Origin of the sequence: Burkholderia sp. Ac-20344, from assembly GCF_017104975.1 — a bacterium.
Lineage (GTDB): Bacteria > Pseudomonadota > Gammaproteobacteria > Burkholderiales > Burkholderiaceae > Burkholderia.
This window is the reverse complement of record NZ_JAAGPP010000078.1, coordinates 1-18617: the sequence shown is the minus strand read 5'-3', so window position 1 is coordinate 18617 and position 18617 is coordinate 1. Positions and strand designations below refer to the sequence as shown.

Sequence of the window (18617 nt, the reverse complement as noted above, 5' to 3'; positions counted from 1 at the left end):
TCGTACGGAATCGCCCCCGCCGTGACGACCACGGCGCGCGGCGCGCCGCTTACTGCCGCACCGGCTTCTTCGCGAGCTTGCGCTGCAGCGTGCGGCGATGCATGTTCAGCGCGCGCGCGGTCGCCGAAATATTGTTGTTGTTCTCGGCCAGCACGCGCTGGATGTGCTCCCATTCGAGCCGGTCGACCGACAGCACGACCGGATTCTCGAGCGCCTCGTCGGCCTGCACCTCGGTCGCGTTGGTCTGCAGCGCGGCCAGGATCGACTCGACGTTCGCGGGCTTCGCGAGATAGTTGTCGGCGCCTTCCTTCACCGCCTGCACGGCGGTCGCGATGCTCGCGTAGCCGGTCAGCACCAGGATCCGCGCATCGGGCTGCAGGTCGCACAGCGGCGCGATCAGGCTCAGGCCCGAATCCTCGCCGAGATGCAGGTCGACGGTGATGAACTGGAACTTGCTGCCCGCGGCGAGCCGCAGCGCCGCCTCCTTGTCGTGCGCCTGCTGGACCGCGTAACCGCGGCGCTCGAGGCCGCGCGCGAGCGTGCCCGCGAACACCTCGTTGTCGTCGATCACCAGGAAATTGTTCTCGCTCATGTGGTTTCTCCGTCTACGTGTTGGTTGAGGCGGCCGACGCCGCGACGCGCACGACCGGCAGCCGCAGCACCGCCCGCGTGCCACGCGCGGCGGTCGTGCCGGCCGGGCGGGCGTCCGGCGAGCCGGTTGTCCGTTCGGCCTGGCGCTGGCCCGCGCGCTGTGCCGAGCCTGCCGCGGCGTGACCATTCGCCGCACTGCCCGCCCGCCCGTTGCCGCCCGCCGCGCGCGGCACGACATCGGACAGTTCGATCTCGCCGCCGAGCCGCGCGGCCGCGCTGAACGCGAGATACAGGCCGACCCCGTGCCCGCCCTGCGTGCTGTCGACCGGCATCGCGCCGAGCGATTCACGCAGCGAGGCCGGAATGCCGGGCCCGTCGTCGCATACCTCGAATTCGATCTCGTCGGCCGTGCCGCCATGCGCGACCTTCGCGGCCAGCGTCACGCGCTGCGGGCTCGCGCGCGCGGCGTTGTCGAGCAGGATCGTCAGGATCTGGCCGGCCGCGACCGTGTCGTCGAGCGCGACGCCCGCCGGACGCGCACCGAGCAGTTCGAACTGCACGTGCGGATGCCGCAGGCGCCAGTGCTCGACGAACGTATCGAGCCAGTCGTCCACCGGCTGGCGGCTCGCGGGCGCGCTCGCACGGCTGCGCAGGCGCGCGAGCGCCGACGTGCAGAGCGACATCTGTTCCTCGAGCACCTTCAGGTCGGCCTCGTAGCGGGCCAGCCCGGGATCGGCGCGCGCCGCGTCGCGCAGCTCTTCGGCAAGCATCGCGATCGTCGACAGCGGTGTGCCCATCTCGTGCGCGACGGTGGCGGCCTGCACGCCGAGCGCGACCGCCCGCTCGTCGCGCAGCAGGTGCGCCTGCGCTTCGCCGAGCGCCGCGTCGCGCTGGCGCAGCGCATTCGACATGCGCGCGACGAACCAGGCGATCAGCCCGACGCTGACCATGAAGTTCGCCCACATCCCGGTACGGTAGTAGTCGAACAGGTTCGCGGGATTGTCCATGTTGAGCGGCACCGAGTCGAAGCCGAGCGCCGCGTAGCACGCGACCGCGAACGCCGCGAGCCAGATCATCAGGTGCCACGGCAGCACGGCCGCCGCGATCGCGAGCGAAGGCAGGTACAGCGACACGAACGGATTGGTCGTGCCGCCCGACAGGAACAGCAGCGCGGACAGCGCACCGAGGTCGACCCACAGCTGGCCGAGCAGCTCGAAATTGGTCTCGGGCCGCGCGCGCAGCACGCGCACCCAGGTCAACGCGTTGAAAACAATTTCGAGCGCGATGACCATCAGCATCGCCGGCAACGGCAGATGCACGCCGAAATAGGTCTGCACGACGCCGATCGTCACGAGCTGGCCGATGATCGCGAGATTGCGGAGCCAGAACAGGTGACTGAGGTTGACGCGCCCGGTGGTGGTGATTCGTTGCATCCGAGCAGTTTACCCGTTTAGCGGGCGGCGCCTCTAGCGGGGCCGGATCGGCGTGCAGTAAACGAGGCGGACGCCCCACGTGTGCGGCCGGTGCCGTCAGCCGGCCGCACCGGCCATTCGTTGCGCGATCTCGTCGGCCAGGCACTCGGGGCACCGGCAGCGTGCGCCGGCCGCGGGCGGCGTGCCGCCGGGCAAGACCGGCATCGACGCGCACCAGCATTCGAACGGCTGCGTGCGGGCGCCGCAGTCGAAGCTGCGGCCGCAGTGCGGGCAACGCGCGCGGCGCGGGGCGGAACGGGCGTCGGCGGCGGAATCGGTCATGGCTAATGCGCGGAAGCGGGAGGGAAGCCGCCCTACGCGACAAGCATAGCGCGGCGAACGGATTTTGCACGTCGGCCGTTCGGCCGAGGGCCATCGCGAACGCTCGCGAACCAACCCGCCGCCGACGCCCGCGCACCGCTGCCCGTATCGAAGCCCACTTCGCGCCGCGCCATAGCCGGCGGGCCGCCGCGTGCGTTGCCGGGCCGCGCCACCGGTGTTCCGGCCCGCCCAAAAACCCGATGCTGCGCTGCGCCACTCCTGTACAATTCGCCGTGTTTCAACCGTTCCCAGCCAGAGCCGCCGCCATGTCCGAGCCCATCGACCTCTCGCAGATCGCCCCCACGCTGAAGGCAGAAATCCTCGCCGAGGCGCTGCCGTACATCCGCCGTTACCACGGCAAGACCGTGGTCATCAAATACGGCGGCAACGCGATGACGGAAGAGCGGCTCAAGCAAGGCTTCGCGCGCGACGTGATCCTGCTGAAACTGGTCGGCATCAATCCGGTGATCGTCCACGGCGGCGGTCCGCAGATCGATCACGCACTGAAGAAGATCGGCAAGGCCGGCACCTTCATCCAGGGCATGCGCGTCACCGACGAAGAGACGATGGAAGTCGTCGAATGGGTGCTCGGCGGCGAAGTGCAGCAGGACATCGTGATGCTGATCAACCACTTCGGCGGCCACGCGGTGGGCCTGACGGGCAAGGACGGCGGCCTGATCCACGCACGCAAGCTGCTGATGCCGGACCGCGACAACCCGGGCCAGTACATCGACATCGGCCAGGTCGGCGAAGTCGAGGCGATCAACCCGGCAGTCGTGAAGGCGCTGCAGGACGACGCGTTCATCCCGGTGATCTCGCCGATCGGTTTCGGCGAGGATGGCCTGTCGTACAACATCAACGCGGATCTGGTCGCGGGCAAGCTCGCCACGGTGCTCAACGCCGAGAAGCTGCTGATGATGACCAACATCCCCGGCGTGATGGACAAGGACGGCAACCTGCTGACCGATCTCTCCGCACGCGAGATCGACGCGCTGTTCGAAGACGGCACGATCTCGGGCGGCATGCTGCCGAAGATCTCGTCGGCGCTCGACGCCGCGAAGAGCGGCGTGAAGTCGGTGCACATCGTCGACGGCCGGATCGAGCACTCGGTGCTGCTGGAAATCCTGACCGAGCAGCCGTTCGGCACGATGATCCGCTCGCATTGAGCGCGCGCCGCCCGCCTGCCAGCCCCGACCTGCCGGCGTCGTTGCGACGCCGGCGCATTTCGCGCAGCCGGCCGCGTGCCGGCGCGCCCGTCTGGCTGTTCGATCTCGATAACACGCTGCACCACGCATCGCACGCGATCTTTCCCGAGATCAACCGTGCGATGACGCAATACATCATCGACGCGCTGCAGGTCGGGCACGCCGAAGCCGATCGCCTGCGCAACGGCTATACCGAGCGCTACGGCGCCGCGCTGCTCGGCCTCACGCGCCATCACCCGATCGATCCGCACGACTTCCTGCGCGTGGTCCACACGTTTTCCGACTTGCCTGCAATGGTGCGCGCAGAGCGTGGTCTCGCGCACATCATCGCCGCGCTGCCGGGCCGCAAGTTCGTGCTGACCAACGCGCCCGCGAACTACGCACGCGCGGTGCTGCGGGAGCTGCGCATCGAGCGGCTGTTCGAGCGCGTGATCGCGATCGAGCACATGCGTGATCGCCGCACGTGGCGCGCGAAGCCCGATCGTGCGATGCTGCGCAGGACTTTGCGCGCCGTGCATGCACGGCTCACGGATGCGATCCTCGTCGAAGACACCCGCAGCCACCTGAAGCACTACAAGCGCCTCGGCATCGGTACCGTATGGATCACCGGCCACCTGCCGGGCCATCTGCCGAACGTCGGCCGACCGCATTATGTCGACCAGCGCATTCGTTCGTTAAAATCGCTGCGACTGGGCACACGATCGGGGCGACAAAAATGCAGCCGACTTACCCGCAGGACCACGCCGTAAAGGAAGACCAGGCCACACCGTCCCGCCCGCGCCCGAAACCGGGCGAGCGGCGCGTGATGATCCTGCAGACCCTCGCCGCGATGCTCGAGGCGCCCAAGCCCGAGAAAATCACGACCGCCGCGCTCGCAGCCCGGCTCGACGTGTCGGAAGCCGCGCTCTACCGGCATTTCACCAGCAAGGCGAAGATGTACGAAGGGCTGATCGAGTTCATCGAGCAGGCGCTGTTCGGACTCGTCAACCAGATCGTCGCGAAGGAGCCGAACGGTGTGCTGCAGGCGCGCACGATCGCGCTGACGATGCTCAACTTCGCCGCGAAGAACCCCGGCATGACGCGCGTGCTGACCGGCGAGGCGCTGGTCGGCGAGGACGAGCGGCTCACCGAACGCGTGAACCAGCTGCTCGACCGGATCGAGGCGACCGTCAAGCAATGCCTTCGGGTCGCGCGCACGGAGGCGAATGCGCCGCAGGACGGCGCGACGCCGTTCGTGCTGCCTGCCGACTACGATCCCGCCGCGCGGGCGAGCCTGCTCGTCAGCTACGTGATCGGCCGCTGGCATCGGTTCGCGAAAGGCGGGTTCCAGAAGTCGCCGAGCGAGCAGGCCGATGCGCATTTGCGGCTGATTCTGCAGTAACGCATGAGACGGCGACGTGCGCGCCGTCGAGCGTCGCACTCGCGTGGCGACATCATCGATGCGCGAGCGCCGATTCCGCGCTCGCCGTGGCACACGGCATGACCTCACCCGTCCCGCACCTGCGGTGCTGACGGACTGATTCGATCCAGGGTTCGAATCCTTCGCACGCCCTTATCGATTCGTCATCCTCATCAAATACCCACCTGAACGGACGGGCCGTCGACGCGCGCTTCATCCGTCAAACGACCTCTCGATCCTTGCGGCGCTCCCGCAACGTCGACGTCTCGGCACGTGTGTGCAGCGTACGAGCCACGGGCCTCTGACGATTCTTAAAAGAAATTTAGTACTCGACCTACATGAAAGCCATTCAACTTAGACCTCGTCCCATTCTTTCGAATGACTTACTTCGGAACAATATCGCCTGTTTCCCGCAGTTGCTGCCGCCCCGCAGCAGCGATGCGCGACAGCGCGATGGAAACGTCCGTGCGTCGTCTTTCGACGCGAGGCCCTTACTAACAGGTACTTAAATGTCCAAAAAAGCACTTTCCATTCTGATGGCGACGGCAGGTCTCCTCGCCGCGGCCTCGTCGGCTCAGGCAGCTGACGGCACGATCACGATCACCGGCGAAATCACCGCCCAGACCTGCAACATCTCGGGCGACGGCGGCGGCAAGGACTTCACCGTCACGCTGCCCAACGTGTCGACCTCGGCACTCTCGGTGGCCGGCTCGACGGCCGGCCGCAAGCCGTTCCGCATCAACCTGTCGAACTGCTCGCCGAATTCGGGCAACGCATCGGTGTACTTCGAGCCGGGCACGACGGTCAACGCGCAAACGGGTCAGCTGTTCAACGCGACGGGTGACGCGAAGAACGTCGAGGTCGGCCTCCTGAACAAGGACGGTTCGAAGATCGAGCTGGGCAAGGCGCAAGCGCAGCAGAACTCGCAGACCGTGCCGATCGCAGCCGGCTCGGCTGAGCTCAACTACTACGCGCAATACGTCGCAACCGGCGGCGCGTCCACGGCCGGCACGGTCAACACGTCGGTCATGTATTCGGTCTCGTACCAGTAACGCGGTCTGCCGACCGGCGGCCCGGGCACACGATGCAGTGGTGCTGCACGGGCCGCGTCCGACCAACAGTGAACTGTCCATCTATAAGGAGAAATCGGCGATGGGAATGCCAATGAACTTGCGTTTGAGCGTGGGCGCAGCAATGCTGATCGCGTCGCTGTCCGGCCTGACCACCGCGGATGCAAGCGTCGTGATCGGCGGAACGCGTGTGATCTATCCGGAAAAGGAGCGCGAGGTCACGGTCAAGATGACCAACGAGGGCGACCGGCCTTCGCTCGTCCAGGCATGGGTCGACGACGGCCACGCGAACGCACTGCCCGACGACTCGAAGGTACCGTTTACGCTGACGCCGCCGTTGTTCCGTCTCGATCCGAAGAAAGGCCAGAGCCTGCGGCTGATCTATACGCAGGAACCGCTCGCGCAGGATAAGGAAACGCTGTACTGGCTCAACGTGCTTGACGTCCCACCTCAGGCGACCGGCGATTCGAATGATCCGAACATGCTGCAGCTCGCGTTCCGCACGCGCATCAAGCTGTTCTTCCGCCCGGCGGCACTACAAGGCGTCGCCGACGAATCCGCGGAAAAGGTCACCTGGAATTTCGCGCCGAAGTCCAGCGGCGGCTATGCGCTGCAAGCGACGAATCCGACGCCCTACCACGTGACATTCACCAAGCTGGTCGTCAAGTCCGGCGGCGCGACCTGGACCGACGACAAGGGCGGCATGGTCAAGCCGGGCGCCACCGAACAATTCGACGTCGGCAACGTGCCGTCACCGTCGAGCGCGCCGATCGAAGTCGACTATACGTTCCTCAACGATTACGGCGCCGCCATCGAAGGCCGTTACGCGCCGAAAAAGGCGCACTGACACAGCCCGACCGTTTCTGACTCAACCCGTCGTTGACCTGCGGTGCGGCCCTCGCACCGGCACAGGTAGACCGTCGCTCGCGTTATGACGATGCGGCATCAACATATTGAATTCATGCGAGCGAATCATCACATTCAACCACTGGAGTCCCCGCGTTTAGCCCTCAAGCCGGGCTATCTGCTCGTCATGGCGACGCTCGGCGGCTGGACGGCCGGTGCATTTGCCGCCGACGCGTCAACCACTCCGGCAGAGCACTTCGATGTCGCGCAGGTTCAGTTCAATGACACGTTGATGATGAAACCGCGCGGCCAGCGGCTCGACCTCGATCGCTTCGCGAAAGGCAACCCGGTTCCGGCCGGCGAGTACCTGGTCGACCTCTACGTGAACGAAACGTGGACCGGCCGCTCGACCGTACGCTTCGATGCACCGGCAGGCGCGGTCAGCGCGACGCCGTGCCTCGATCGCACGGTCGTGAGCCGGCTCGGCCTCGACAGCGAGACGCTGACCGATGCGGCGCGCGCCGAGCTGGCTCGCGTGCAGGCCGGCGAGTGCACGGACGTCGCCAGTCTGGTGGCCGGCGCTACGATTGAATTCGACCTGTCCGAGTTGCGGCTGAACGTGAGCATTCCGCAGGCATCGCTGCTGCGCAATCCACGCGGTTACGTGAGTCCGGAACTGTGGGACAGTGGCGTGCCGAGCATGACGCTCAAGTACGACGCAAACGTGTTCCGGAACATGTCGTCCGGCTATGACAGCACGCAGGCCTATCTCGGGTTGCACGGGGGCGCCAATCTCGGCAACTGGCATTTCCGCCACAACGGGTCCTACAGCGCGCAATCCCAAGGGCCGAGCCGCTACCGGAGCCTCAATACCTACCTGCAGCGCGACCTGCCCGCATGGCGCAGCCAGCTGAAGATCGGTGAGACCTATACCGACGGCACGCTGTTCGAGAGCGTCGGCATGCGCGGCGCCACGCTCGAATCGGACGACCGGATGCTGCCCGATTCGATGCGCGGCTATGCGCCGATGATCCGCGGCGTCGCCACGAGCAATGCGCACGTCGAAGTGTCGCAGAACGGCGCGCTGCTGTACGAAACCAACGTCGCGCCCGGCCCGTTCGAGATCAACGACCTGTACCCGACCGGTTACGGCGGCAACCTGCTCGTCACGGTCACCGAGGCCGACGGCAGGAAGCACAGCTTCACAGTGCCATATGCGGCGGTCGTGCAGTCGCTGCGCCCTGGCATCTCGCGTTTCGGTGTCGCAGTGGGCCAGTTGCGCGAGCCGCTGCTCGAGCGTCACCCGAATTTTGCGCAGGCCACCTATCAGCGCGGCATCAGCAACCTGCTGACCGGCTATGTCGGGGCCATCGTCGCGGAAAACTATCTGGCCGGGCTGGTCGGTGCCGCGTTCAACACGCCGGCCGGCGCTTTCGCGGTCGATGTCACGCAGGCGAGCGCCCGCATCCCGGGCGTGTCGGCCACGAGCGGCCAGAGCGTGCGCGTCAGCTACAGCAAGTCCGTCGAAGCGACGGGCACCAACGTCGCGGTCGCCGCGTACCGTTACTCATCGCGCGGATACTGGGGCATGCGCGATGCGATGCATGCCCGGGAACAAGCGGCGGCAGGCCGGGATCCGGGCGACGTGTACCGGCAGCGCAACCAGGTTCAACTGACGCTGAACCAGACGCTCGGCGAAGGGCGCGGCACGCTGTTCGCGATCGGCTCGTCGTCCAGCTACTGGAATCGGCAAGGCACGACCACGCAGTTCCAGGTCGGCTACAACAACAGCCTGCGGATCGCCGGCCTCAACGTGAGCTACAACCTGTCGGTGTCGAGGCAGCGTGACGGCTATTCGGGCAACCTGAACAATCAGGTCTATGCGAACGTGACCATCCCGCTCGGCCGGCGCTCGTACTCGCCGACGTTGAGCTCGAGTATCGCGCACGACAACCAGGGCGGCACCACCGGCCAGATGTCGCTGACCGGCACGCTCGGCGAATCCGGCGCGCTCACCTACGGCTTGAACACCACCACCGGCGGCGGCACGACGTCGGGCGGCGGCAACGTGCAGTATCGCAGCCCGTTCGCGACTTTCTCGGGCAGCGCGACCGGCGGCAGCGGCTACTCGAGCGTATCCGTCGGCGTATCGGGCGGCGTCGTCGGTCATGCGGGCGGTGTCACGCTGGCCAACGATCTCGGCGATACCGTCGCGATCATCGAGGCCAAGGACGCCGTCGGCGCCCGTATCACCAACGGCACGGACGTTCGGATCGGCCGGCGCGGCTATGCGGTGCTGCCGTATCTGACGCCGTACAAAATGAACTCAATCGAGCTCGACCCGAAGGGCATTCCGCTCGACGTGGAGATGCTGACGACGAGCCAGCAGGTCGCACCGCGCGCGAATTCGGTGGTGAAGCTCAAGTTCGGCACCATCAGCGGACGCGCGGTGCTGCTCGGGATTCATCAGCCGGACGGCACGCCCATTCCGTTTGGCAGCGCGGTGGTCGACGAGGAAGGCAATTCGATCGGCATGGCGGGCCAGGGCGGCACGGTATTCACGCGCGGCCTGAATGATTCGGGTGTGCTGACCGCGAAATGGGGCGACCGCGCCAATCAGGCCTGTTCGTTCTCCTACAGTTTGCCGACGGAGCGGAGCAAACATTCCGCATACGCGCGGATGGACGCGAAATGCGATTACTCGCTGATCAAGGCCCGGCCGTAAGCCGTTCCACATGCTGCCGACTCCTTCGAACACACAATTTTTTACGGTGAGGTTTCATGAAGTTCACCCCACGCAGATTCGTCATTCATCTTCTCAGGCTGCTCATCGTCTGGTTGATACCGGTGACATGCGGTTTCGGCACTGCGCATGCGCAAGCATGCAAGTTCGACAAGCCCAACCAGGTATCTAGCTGGTACTTCACCTTCGGTAATGGAGGGAAACTCGTCATTCCACCCAATTTGCCGAATGGCGCCGTACTTGGAACCGCCACTACGGAATTTGAGTACGTCTGTGACACCAATCCCCCCCTGCACGGCAAGCCCGGCGGATGGGAGATCCAGTACGGGGGTTGGTTCTGGCCGACCGAAATGCCGGGTGTCTTCAGCGTCGGCTATTTTGCCGGCTGGGAGCACTATCAATACATCGGCATTCGCACGACGAACCTGGATACGGGTGATGTCATGATGCTCCCCTCTGTTGCTCAGCCGTGGGGGACGCCACCGTTCGGTGAGACCGGGCCCGTCCGAGGCGTGGTGAGGGTCAAGAAAGAGCTGATCAAAGTGAGCGACATGATCTACAACTATCCCAATGCAAAGCTATTCTCACCTACTCAATTCGATTCGGAGATACGAATACTCAACAGGAATACCAATGCACCTGCGGCGATTTGGAGAAGCTATTGGAAGGAAACCGGGAACATCGCGCTCACCCCGGTCAGCTGTACCGTCCTGACGAAAAACCAGAACGTCCCGCTGCCACCGGTCGCCGCCAGCAAGCTGAATGCGGTCGGCATGACAGCTGGCGATCGCGACTTCGCCATCGGCCTGTCCTGCAAGTCCGGCACGAGCCTCTACGTGACGCTGACGGACCTGACCAATCCGGGAAACATGGGCAATGCCCTCACGCTCACGCCGGACGCCACGGCGAAGGGCGTCAAGCTGCGGATTCTCAGGAACGGCCAACCCGTCAGCTACGGTCCCGATTCGGCCGCGGTCGGCAACCCGAACCAGTGGTACGTCGGATCGTCAGGGTCGGTAAGCAGCATCCCGCTGAGCGCGCAATACATCGCGACCGGAGCCGTATCCGGCGGGACGGTCAAGGGCGCCGCGACGTTCACGTTGAGCTATCAGTGAACGCGTCGCACTCGATCAAAGCAATTCGGCAGTGCGCCGGCCGCAACCCAATTTCAAGCGGTAGGCGCGCTCCATCGGTCACCGTCCGATCGGTGACCAAAACAAGCTTCTGATTAGCAGTCCGACAGGACTTCATCGGAAGGTGCTTATCGGATGAACTCGACATGCCGCACGCACGGCCAATCCCGGCGTGCAGGCGGCACGACGACGGAGTCCGCGTTTTTTCCAACCAGTACTTGAGGAAATTGATATGAAATTCGCTCTCTCCAGCATCGCTGCTCTCACCGTCGCAGCCGCAGCCATGATGCCGGCCGTCTCGCACGCCGCCGACGGCACGATCACCATCAACGGCAAGATCGGCACACAAACCTGCACGATCGACGGCAACGGCACGGGCGGCAAGGACTTCACGGTCGCGCTGCCGAAGGTGTCGACGTCGTCGCTCGCCAGCGGCGGCTCGACGGCAGGCCGCACGCCGTTCAAGATCGGCCTGAAGAACTGCTCGCCGGCCACCGGCAACGTCTTCACGCACTTCGAGGCAGGCACGACGGTCAACTCGACCACCGGTCAGCTGCTCAACGCATCGGGCACCGCGAAGAACGTCGAAGTCGGCCTGCTCAACGGCGATACGACCAATATCGGCGTCGGCAAGGCCGATGAAAATTCGAAGGCGGTCGCGCTGAAGGACGGCGCTGCGGACCTGCCGTACTACGCCCAGTATGTCGCGACGGGCGGCGCAGCAGGTCAAGGCACGGTGAACACCTCGGTGATGTACTCGATCATGTATCAGTAAAGTCCGAGCGCCGGTGCGCGTCCTGCGCGCCGGCTCGTACCAGGGCGCGGGGGCGCGGGGGCGCGCGCCCCTTCCCCGACATCCTCGGCGGACCAACGCGCCATCGATCCGCGTGCCGACGGAATTGTCGTTCGAGCAGTCGTCACTGCCTCTCGCCTCTTTCAGGATTCCCTCATCAACCCGGCCGGCAACGCTCACGCCGGGTGGCACGCAATTGGCCAGCGCAGTTCCAGGCCCGCTACACACCACCCACGCCTCCAATCATTCAGGCAACGGGCACCGAAGCACCTTCCCGCCTCACGTGTCCTCCGTGCCGTTCGTCGGTTTCCTCCGAAAATTCGAACTCGTCCAATATCCAAACCTGCTCAACAAAACTACTTTTCACCTGTTCAAGACAAGAAAGGTGATCTGGTGAACCGCAGTTATTTCCTCTCGTCCCGAGCGCGCGTCCGCCTGTACGTCGCACATTCGGCCCTGCTCGCCGGCGCGGCGATGTCGTCGCCGTCAACCGCACAAGTCACGGGCGGCGGCCCGCAGCAAGCCGACGGCATTGAACTCGAAGTCGCGCCGGGTGAATATTCGACGCACGAGGCCGGCAAAGCGGTGCTTTCCGCGATCAACGGCGGCATCCTGACGACCGGCGGCAGGACCCGCGTTTTTTCAACCGGCAACGGCGCGGCGGGCGCCGCCGCATGGGGCAGCGCGTCGCGCGTCGTGCTGCGCGATACGGAAATCCGGACCCGCGGCGGCTCCAGCGCCGGCATCGATCTTCGTAATGGTGCCAACGCGACTGCGGAGCGCATTTCCATCGATACCGACGGCGACTACGCGCATGGCGCGTCCGTCGACGGCACCAACGCGCGCCTCACGCTCTCCGACAGCGTGATCGTGACACGCGGCAAGGAAGCGCATGGCATCACGGCGATCCTGGCGCCGGGCGGCACCATCGAGGTGGCCGACACGCTGGTCCGTACCAGCGGCCTGTTCGGCGTCGGCCTGTCCATCAGTTACGGCGGTGTCCGCGCGACACTGACCCGCACCGATATCCGCACGGACGGCGACTATGCGTCGGTGCTGTACCTGCCGAGCGCCTCCACGGTCGCACTGAACGACTCGCACCTCGAAACCGCCGGCGACTACGCGCTCGGCGTGGACACGCGCGAGGGCAGCGTCGAACTCGCGGGCACGCGCGTCATCACGCACGGCAAGAGCGCGCACGGGCTTTATGCATCGAAGGAATACACCGATACGCCTGTCGTCGATGCAACCGATACGTTGGTGACCACCACCGGCGACCGCGCGATCGGCGTGATCGCCCGCCTCGGCGGCAAGATCTCGATGACGCGCGGCGGCATCACCACGAGCGGCGAACGCGCGCGCGGCGTGATGTCGGCCGGTACGAACTCCGTCGCGTCGCTCGTCGATACGAGCGTCGAAACGCAGGGCAAGCAAGCCGTTGCGCTTTATTCGAGTTCAGGCGGCACAATCGACCTGGTGCGGACCAGCGCGCGCGCGACCGGCGAAGGCGCCCCCGCAGCGGCCGTCTACGGCGGTACGCTGACGATCGACGACGGTTCGCTGGTCAGCGAGCGCCACGGCGCGATCGACGCGTCCGACGCGACCATCGCGCTGAAGAACGGCACGCGCGCCATCGGCGGCAACGGCACACTGCTGTCGGTCCATGCAGAGTCAAGCGCACCCGTGCGCCTCACGCTCGACACCGGCTCCCGTGCCGACGGCGACATCGTCAACCTGCCGACCGACGACGGCAGTGCGACCGATGCCGTGACGGACGTCGCGCTCGCCAATGCATCCGAGTGGACCGGCGCGACCGACGTGGTCCGCACGCTGTCGCTCGACACGAACAGCCGCTGGACCGTCACCGCCGATTCGACGGTCGGCTCCGTCGCGCTGAACGATTCGACGATCGAGTTCGCCGCGCCCGCGGCACGCGGCACGCCGACGCCGCGCACACTTGTCGTGACGGGCGACTATGCGGCCCGCAACGGCAGGCTCGTCCTCCATACGACGCTGCAGGACGACGCGTCGCCCACCGACCGCCTCATGATCGACGGCGGCCGAGCGTCCGGCGACACCGGTATCGTCGTCAAGCGTTCGGGCGGCGACGGTGCGCCGACGACCATCGGCATCCCGCTCGTCGAAACCCGCAATGGCGGCACGACGGACGTGTCGGCATTCACTCTCGATGCGGGATCCGACGGCTACCGGAATGGCTTCGGCACGTTGTCCGCGGGCGGCTACGACTACATGCTCAAGCGCGGCGGCAACGGCGGGCAGGAAGAAGACTGGTATCTCGTGTCCGCTGCGAAGCCTCAGCCGCCGGTTCCACCCGGCCCCGTCGACCCGGTTCCGCCCGGCCCGGTCGATCCCGAGCCGCCGATCGTGCCGGAAATCACTCCGCCGCCGCCGCGCGCCGCCGCACCGGAGCCCGATGCGTATCTGGCGAATGCCGATGCAGCCTCGATGATGGCCGTCCATACGCTGCATCAGCGTGAAGACGCGTCACTGCGCACGGGCGCGGCCGCGACAGGGCCGCTCGACGGCGCGGTATGGCTGCGCGCCGAAGGCCAGATGACGTCGATGTCGGGCGGCAATCGCAGCGTGTCGGGCAACGGTCGGTTGATTCACGCCGGCGCCGACCTGCTCCGCTTCGAAGACGGTCACGGCGGCAGCGTGCGCGTCGGCGCGATGGGCATGTACGGCAGCCAGACGAACTGGTCGACGCGTCCGCTGTGGAATGCGATCGAGGGCCGTATCACGAATGCCACCGCACGCGGCAGCGTGTCCGGCTACAACGTCGGTGTGTACGGCACGTGGTACGGCAACCGTGACATCCTGACCGGCCCGTACGTCGATGCATGGTTCATGTATGGCGCTTATGCGAACAGCGTCGGCGGCAGTCTCGCTGCCGACTCGTACCGTTCGCGCACCCTCACGGGCTCGGTCGAAACGGGCTATTCATTGCCCTTCTACGAGCGGGGCGACACACGATTCTTCGTCGAGCCCGAAGCGCAGCTCGTCGTATCCGACTATCGCGCGGATGCACACGGCACGGCCGGCGGCCGCGTCGACGGCCAGGGCTCCACCGACGTGCTCACCCGCCTGGGCGTGCGCGTGCATGGCATCACCGCGATGCCGCATGGACGCGAACTTCGGCCGTTCATCGAGGCGAACTGGTGGCACGGCCCCGGCTCGCGCTCGCTGACGCTCGATCGCAATGCGTTCTCGTTCAGCGTGCCGCGCGACCGGGCTGCCGTCCGGATCGGCGCAACCGGGCAGTTGAGCCGGCAATTCTCGATATCGGCGAGCATCGGCGTGGAAGGCAATCTGTCCGACTACTCGGTGGTAAAGGGACAGTTCTCGGCGAAATACCGCTGGTGAAGTCGTCGGCGGCCGGCGAGGTGTGAAATCCGCGCCCCGCGGAATTCCGCTATACTCCTCCGACTGCCGCCCGCTTGGCGGCAGTCGGAAGCGCGCCGATTTGCTGACTCGATTGCGGGCGCGCGAACCGGCCGGGGCGTTGATGTGTCGATGCGTCGTTCCCCGGCGGTTCACTACAAATGCGGCTAAAGAGGTCGTCAGCCGCGCATCTCCGACTCCGCGCCTCGCCGACACCATTTAGCCGCCCAGTCATAAGGCGGAACGAATGGAATCGATCGGCATCGTCGCTCCACAGACCATGCACTTCGCCGAACCGCTGCGCTTGCAAAGCGGCAGCGTGATCGGCAACTATCAGCTCGTCGTCGAGACGTACGGCGAACTCAACGCCGCGCGCTCGAACGCGGTGCTCGTCTGCCACGCGCTCAACGCGTCGCACCACGTCGCCGGCATCTACGCGGACGATCCGCGCAGCACCGGCTGGTGGGACAACATGGTCGGCCCCGGCAAGCCGCTCGACACCAACCGCTTCTTCGTGATCGGCGTGAACAACCTCGGCTCGTGTTTCGGCTCGACCGGCCCGATGAGCATCGACCCGTCGACCGGCAAGCCCTATGGCGCGAGCTTCCCGGTGGTCACCGTCGAGGACTGGGTGCACGCGCAGGCGCGCGTCGCGGATGCCTTCGGCATCGAGCGCTTCGCGGCGGTGATGGGCGGCAGCCTCGGCGGCATGCAGGCGCTCGCGTGGAGCCTGATGTATCCGGAGCGCGTCGCGCACTGCATCGACATCGCGTCGACACCGAAGCTGTCCGCGCAGAACATCGCGTTCAACGAGGTCGCGCGCTCGGCGATCCTGTCCGATCCCGACTTCCACGGCGGCGACTACTACGCGCACGGCGTGAAGCCGAAGCGCGGCCTGCGCGTCGCGCGGATGATCGGCCACATCACGTACCTGTCCGACGACGACATGGCCGAGAAATTCGGCCGCGCGCTGCGCCGCGCCGACGGCGCGCTCGACGCGTACAACTTCAGCTTCGACGTCGAATTCGAGGTCGAGTCGTACCTGCGCTACCAGGGCGACAAGTTCGCCGACTACTTCGACGCGAACACCTACCTGCTAATCACGCGCGCGCTCGACTACTTCGACCCGGCGAAGGCGTTCGACGGCAACCTGACGGCCGCGCTCGCGCACACGCAGGCGAAATACCTGATCGCGAGCTTCTCGACCGACTGGCGTTTCGCGCCGGCCCGCTCGCGCGAGATCGTGAAGGCGCTGCTCGACAACAAGCGCACGGTCAGCTACGCGGAAATCGATGCGCCGCACGGCCACGACGCATTCCTGCTCGACGACGCGCGCTATCACAACCTGATTCGCGCGTATTACGAACGAATCGCCATCGAGGTGGGAGCATGAACCAGCAAGCGCTGAATACCCTGTCCGCGCGCGCGGACTTCCGCACGATCGCGCGCTGGGTCGAGCCGCGCTCGACCGTGCTCGACCTCGGCTGCGGCGACGGCTCGCTGCTCGCGCTGCTGATGGAGGAGCTGGACGTCACCGGCTACGGGATCGAACTGAATGACGCGGGCGTGCTCGCGAGCGCGAAGAACGGCATCAACGTGATCCAGCAGAACCTGGAAGACGGCCTGCGCCTGTTCGAGGACCACAGCTTCGACATCGCGATCCTGTCACAGACGTTGCAGACGATTCACCAGACGGCTGCGATCCTGCGCGAAACCGCGCGGGTCGGACGCGAATGCATCGTGTCGTTCCCGAATTTCGGCTACTGGCCGCACCGGCTGTCGGTGCTGAACGGCCGGATGCCGGTGTCGAAGTCGCTGCCTTACCAGTGGCACAACACGCCGAACGTCCGGGTGCTGACGATCGAGGATTTCGAGGCGCTCGCGCCCGAAGTCGGCGTGACGATCCTCGACCGCGTGGCGCTGCACGAAGGCCAACCGATTCGATGGGGAGCGAACTGGCGTGGTAGTCTTGCTGTCTATCGCGTCAAGCGCAGCTGAGCCGGGGAGCCGTTGACGGACGCCGACGGCCCGCACGCACGTGCGGCCCCGCCGCTGCGCGACCCGCGCCGCCGCCTGCGCTGCCGCCGCAATCAGTCAACGCTACCCAGTTCCAGTCCATGTCGAAAACGCCACACGAGGCGCCCGCACTCACCGCTCACGAGGATCACCCCGGCTGGCGCGCCTATCTGAACACGCACATGCTGATCTGCGTGTTCCTGGGCTTCACGTCGGGTCTGCCCCTCTTCACGCTCGTCTACCTCGTGCAGGCATGGCTGCGCTCCGAGGGCGTGAACCTGAAGGAAATCGGCCTGTTCGCGCTGATCCAGTTCCCGTATACGTGGAAGTTCCTGTGGGCCCCGCTGATGGACCGCTACATCCCGCGCCTGCCGGGCTGGCGGCCGGGCCGCCGGCGCGGCTGGATGCTGCTCACGCAGCTGCTGGTCGCGGGTGCGATCGCCGCGCTCGGCTTCGTGTCGCCGCGCGACTCGATCTGGACGGTGGCCGCGCTCACGACGCTCGTCGCGTTCTTCGGCGCAAGCTCCGACATCGTGATCGATGCCTATCGCCGCGAGCTGCTGCGCGACACCGAGCAGGGCCTCGGCAACGCGGTGCACGTGAACGCGTACAAGCTCGCCGCGCTGATCCCCGGCTCGCTCGCGCTGATCCTGTCCGACCACATGCCGTGGGACGCCGTATTCGCGCTCACCGGCGCGTTCATGCTGCCGGGCATCCTGATGACGCTCGTCGTGCGCGAGCCCGAAGTGGTCGGCGCGCCGCCGCGCAACCTGCGCGACGCGATCGTGCTGCCGTTCCGCGAATTCATCCAGCGCGACGGCTGGGCCGGCGCGCTGCTCGTCATCGCGTTCATCTTCCTGTTCAAGATCGGCGACACGATGGCCACCACGCTGTCGACGTCGTTCTTCCTCGACATCGGCTTCTCGCGCACCGAGATCGGTATCGTCGCGAAGACCACCGCGCTCGTCGCGAGCGTCGCCGGCGGCATCATCGGCGGCATCTGGCTCGTGAAGATCGGCATCGGCCGCGGGCTGTGGATCTTCGGCGCGCTGCAGATGGTGTCGACGCTCGGTTTCGCGTGGCTCGCGCAACTCGGCCCCGGCTCGCCGGTGCTCGCCATGCTGTACGACTTCACGGTATCGACGAGCCACGCAATCGCGGCGGGACTGTCGGTGTTCGGCATTGCCGTCACGCCGCAATTCAGCCCGATGACGGTCGCGCTCGCGATCGTCTACGGCTTCGAAACCTTCACGACGGGCCTGACGATGGCCGCGTTCGTCGCGTACATCGCGAGCACGACCGACCCGCGCTATACGGCCACGCAGTTCGCGCTGTTCACGAGCCTCGCGTCGGTGCCGCGCACGCTCGCGTCGGCCGCGAGCGGCTTCATCGTCGCGAAGATCGGCTGGTTCGACTACTTCATCGTGTGCACCGCGCTCGCGATTCCCGGCATGCTGCTGCTGTTCAAGATCGCGCCGTGGAACGGTGCCGCGCGCAACGGCGAGGCCAGCCGTGCGCAGTAACGGCCTGCACCGCCTCGCGCGCGTTGCGGCTTCGTTGAGCGTCGGCGCCGCGGCGCTCGCCGCGGGGTTCGCCCATGCGACCGACGCCGGCACGCCCGCTGCA

At 66.2% G+C, this 18617-nt stretch carries 15 protein-coding genes; 12 read left to right on the top strand and 3 right to left on the bottom strand.

What is annotated here, in order from left to right; genetic code table 11:
* Positions 1-49 precede the first annotated feature (49 nt).
* From G3N64_RS23130 to G3N64_RS23120, 3 genes are all read right to left on the bottom strand, one after another.
* Positions 50-592 carry a response regulator transcription factor gene (locus G3N64_RS23130; RefSeq protein ID WP_043184707.1) on the bottom strand — a complete coding sequence of 181 codons (543 nt, stop codon included), beginning with the start codon at positions 590-592 and terminating at the stop codon, positions 50-52.
* A 13-nt stretch (positions 593-605) separates the two neighbouring features.
* A complete protein-coding gene (locus G3N64_RS23125; RefSeq protein WP_205785984.1) occupies positions 606-2024 on the bottom strand; it encodes an ATP-binding protein in 1419 nt (472 codons plus the stop codon).
* 96 nt (positions 2025-2120) lie between these two features.
* Positions 2121-2345, bottom strand: a complete 225-nt coding sequence (locus G3N64_RS23120; protein ID WP_089426574.1) for a cysteine-rich CWC family protein — start codon at positions 2343-2345, stop codon at positions 2121-2123.
* A 305-nt stretch (positions 2346-2650) separates the two neighbouring features.
* Here G3N64_RS23120 and argB point away from each other — a divergent pair, with 305 nt between their 5' ends.
* From argB to G3N64_RS23060, 12 genes are all read left to right on the top strand, one after another.
* A complete protein-coding gene (gene argB / locus G3N64_RS23115; protein WP_006490510.1) occupies positions 2651-3550 on the top strand; it encodes an acetylglutamate kinase in 900 nt (299 codons plus the stop codon).
* Entirely contained in the window at positions 3547-4338 is a 792-nt protein-coding gene (locus G3N64_RS23110) for a pyrimidine 5'-nucleotidase (RefSeq protein WP_205785983.1), read from the top strand. Before argB ends, G3N64_RS23110 begins: the two co-directional genes overlap by 4 nt.
* On the top strand, positions 4305-4970 hold the full coding sequence (slmA, locus tag G3N64_RS23105) for a nucleoid occlusion factor SlmA (protein WP_205785982.1): 666 nt from the start codon (positions 4305-4307) through the stop codon (positions 4968-4970). The genes G3N64_RS23110 and slmA overlap by 34 nt, the downstream gene beginning before the upstream one ends.
* Before the next feature lie 527 nt (positions 4971-5497).
* Positions 5498-6040: a fimbrial protein gene (locus G3N64_RS23100; protein WP_205785981.1), complete on the top strand. Its 543-nt coding sequence runs from the start codon at positions 5498-5500 to the stop codon at positions 6038-6040.
* Between the two features lie 112 nt (positions 6041-6152).
* Positions 6153-6905 carry a fimbria/pilus periplasmic chaperone gene (locus G3N64_RS23095; protein WP_241021162.1) on the top strand — a complete coding sequence of 251 codons (753 nt, stop codon included), beginning with the start codon at positions 6153-6155 and terminating at the stop codon, positions 6903-6905.
* Between the two features lie 114 nt (positions 6906-7019).
* The gene (locus tag G3N64_RS23090) at positions 7020-9629 is read left to right on the top strand and encodes a fimbria/pilus outer membrane usher protein (protein ID WP_050017944.1); all 2610 of its coding nucleotides are present in this window, start codon (positions 7020-7022) and stop codon (positions 9627-9629) included.
* Between the two features lie 56 nt (positions 9630-9685).
* A complete protein-coding gene (locus G3N64_RS23085; RefSeq protein WP_205785979.1) occupies positions 9686-10762 on the top strand; it encodes a fimbrial protein in 1077 nt (358 codons plus the stop codon).
* 250 nt (positions 10763-11012) lie between these two features.
* A complete protein-coding gene (locus G3N64_RS23080) occupies positions 11013-11555 on the top strand; it encodes a fimbrial protein (RefSeq protein ID WP_050017925.1) in 543 nt (180 codons plus the stop codon).
* Positions 11556-12047: 492 nt separating this feature from the next.
* Positions 12048-14957, top strand: a complete 2910-nt coding sequence (locus tag G3N64_RS23075) for an autotransporter outer membrane beta-barrel domain-containing protein (protein WP_205785978.1) — start codon at positions 12048-12050, stop codon at positions 14955-14957.
* A 265-nt stretch (positions 14958-15222) separates the two neighbouring features.
* Positions 15223-16368, top strand: coding sequence for a homoserine O-acetyltransferase (locus G3N64_RS23070; RefSeq protein ID WP_205785977.1), 1146 nt, complete (start codon positions 15223-15225; stop codon positions 16366-16368).
* Positions 16365-16973 (top strand): methionine biosynthesis protein MetW, encoded by a 609-nt coding sequence (gene metW, locus G3N64_RS23065; protein ID WP_205785976.1) that lies wholly within the window; start codon positions 16365-16367, stop codon positions 16971-16973. The genes G3N64_RS23070 and metW overlap by 4 nt, the downstream gene beginning before the upstream one ends.
* Positions 16974-17092: 119 nt before the next feature.
* Entirely contained in the window at positions 17093-18514 is a 1422-nt protein-coding gene (locus tag G3N64_RS23060; protein ID WP_205785975.1) for an AmpG family muropeptide MFS transporter, read from the top strand.
* Positions 18515-18617 lie beyond the last annotated feature (103 nt).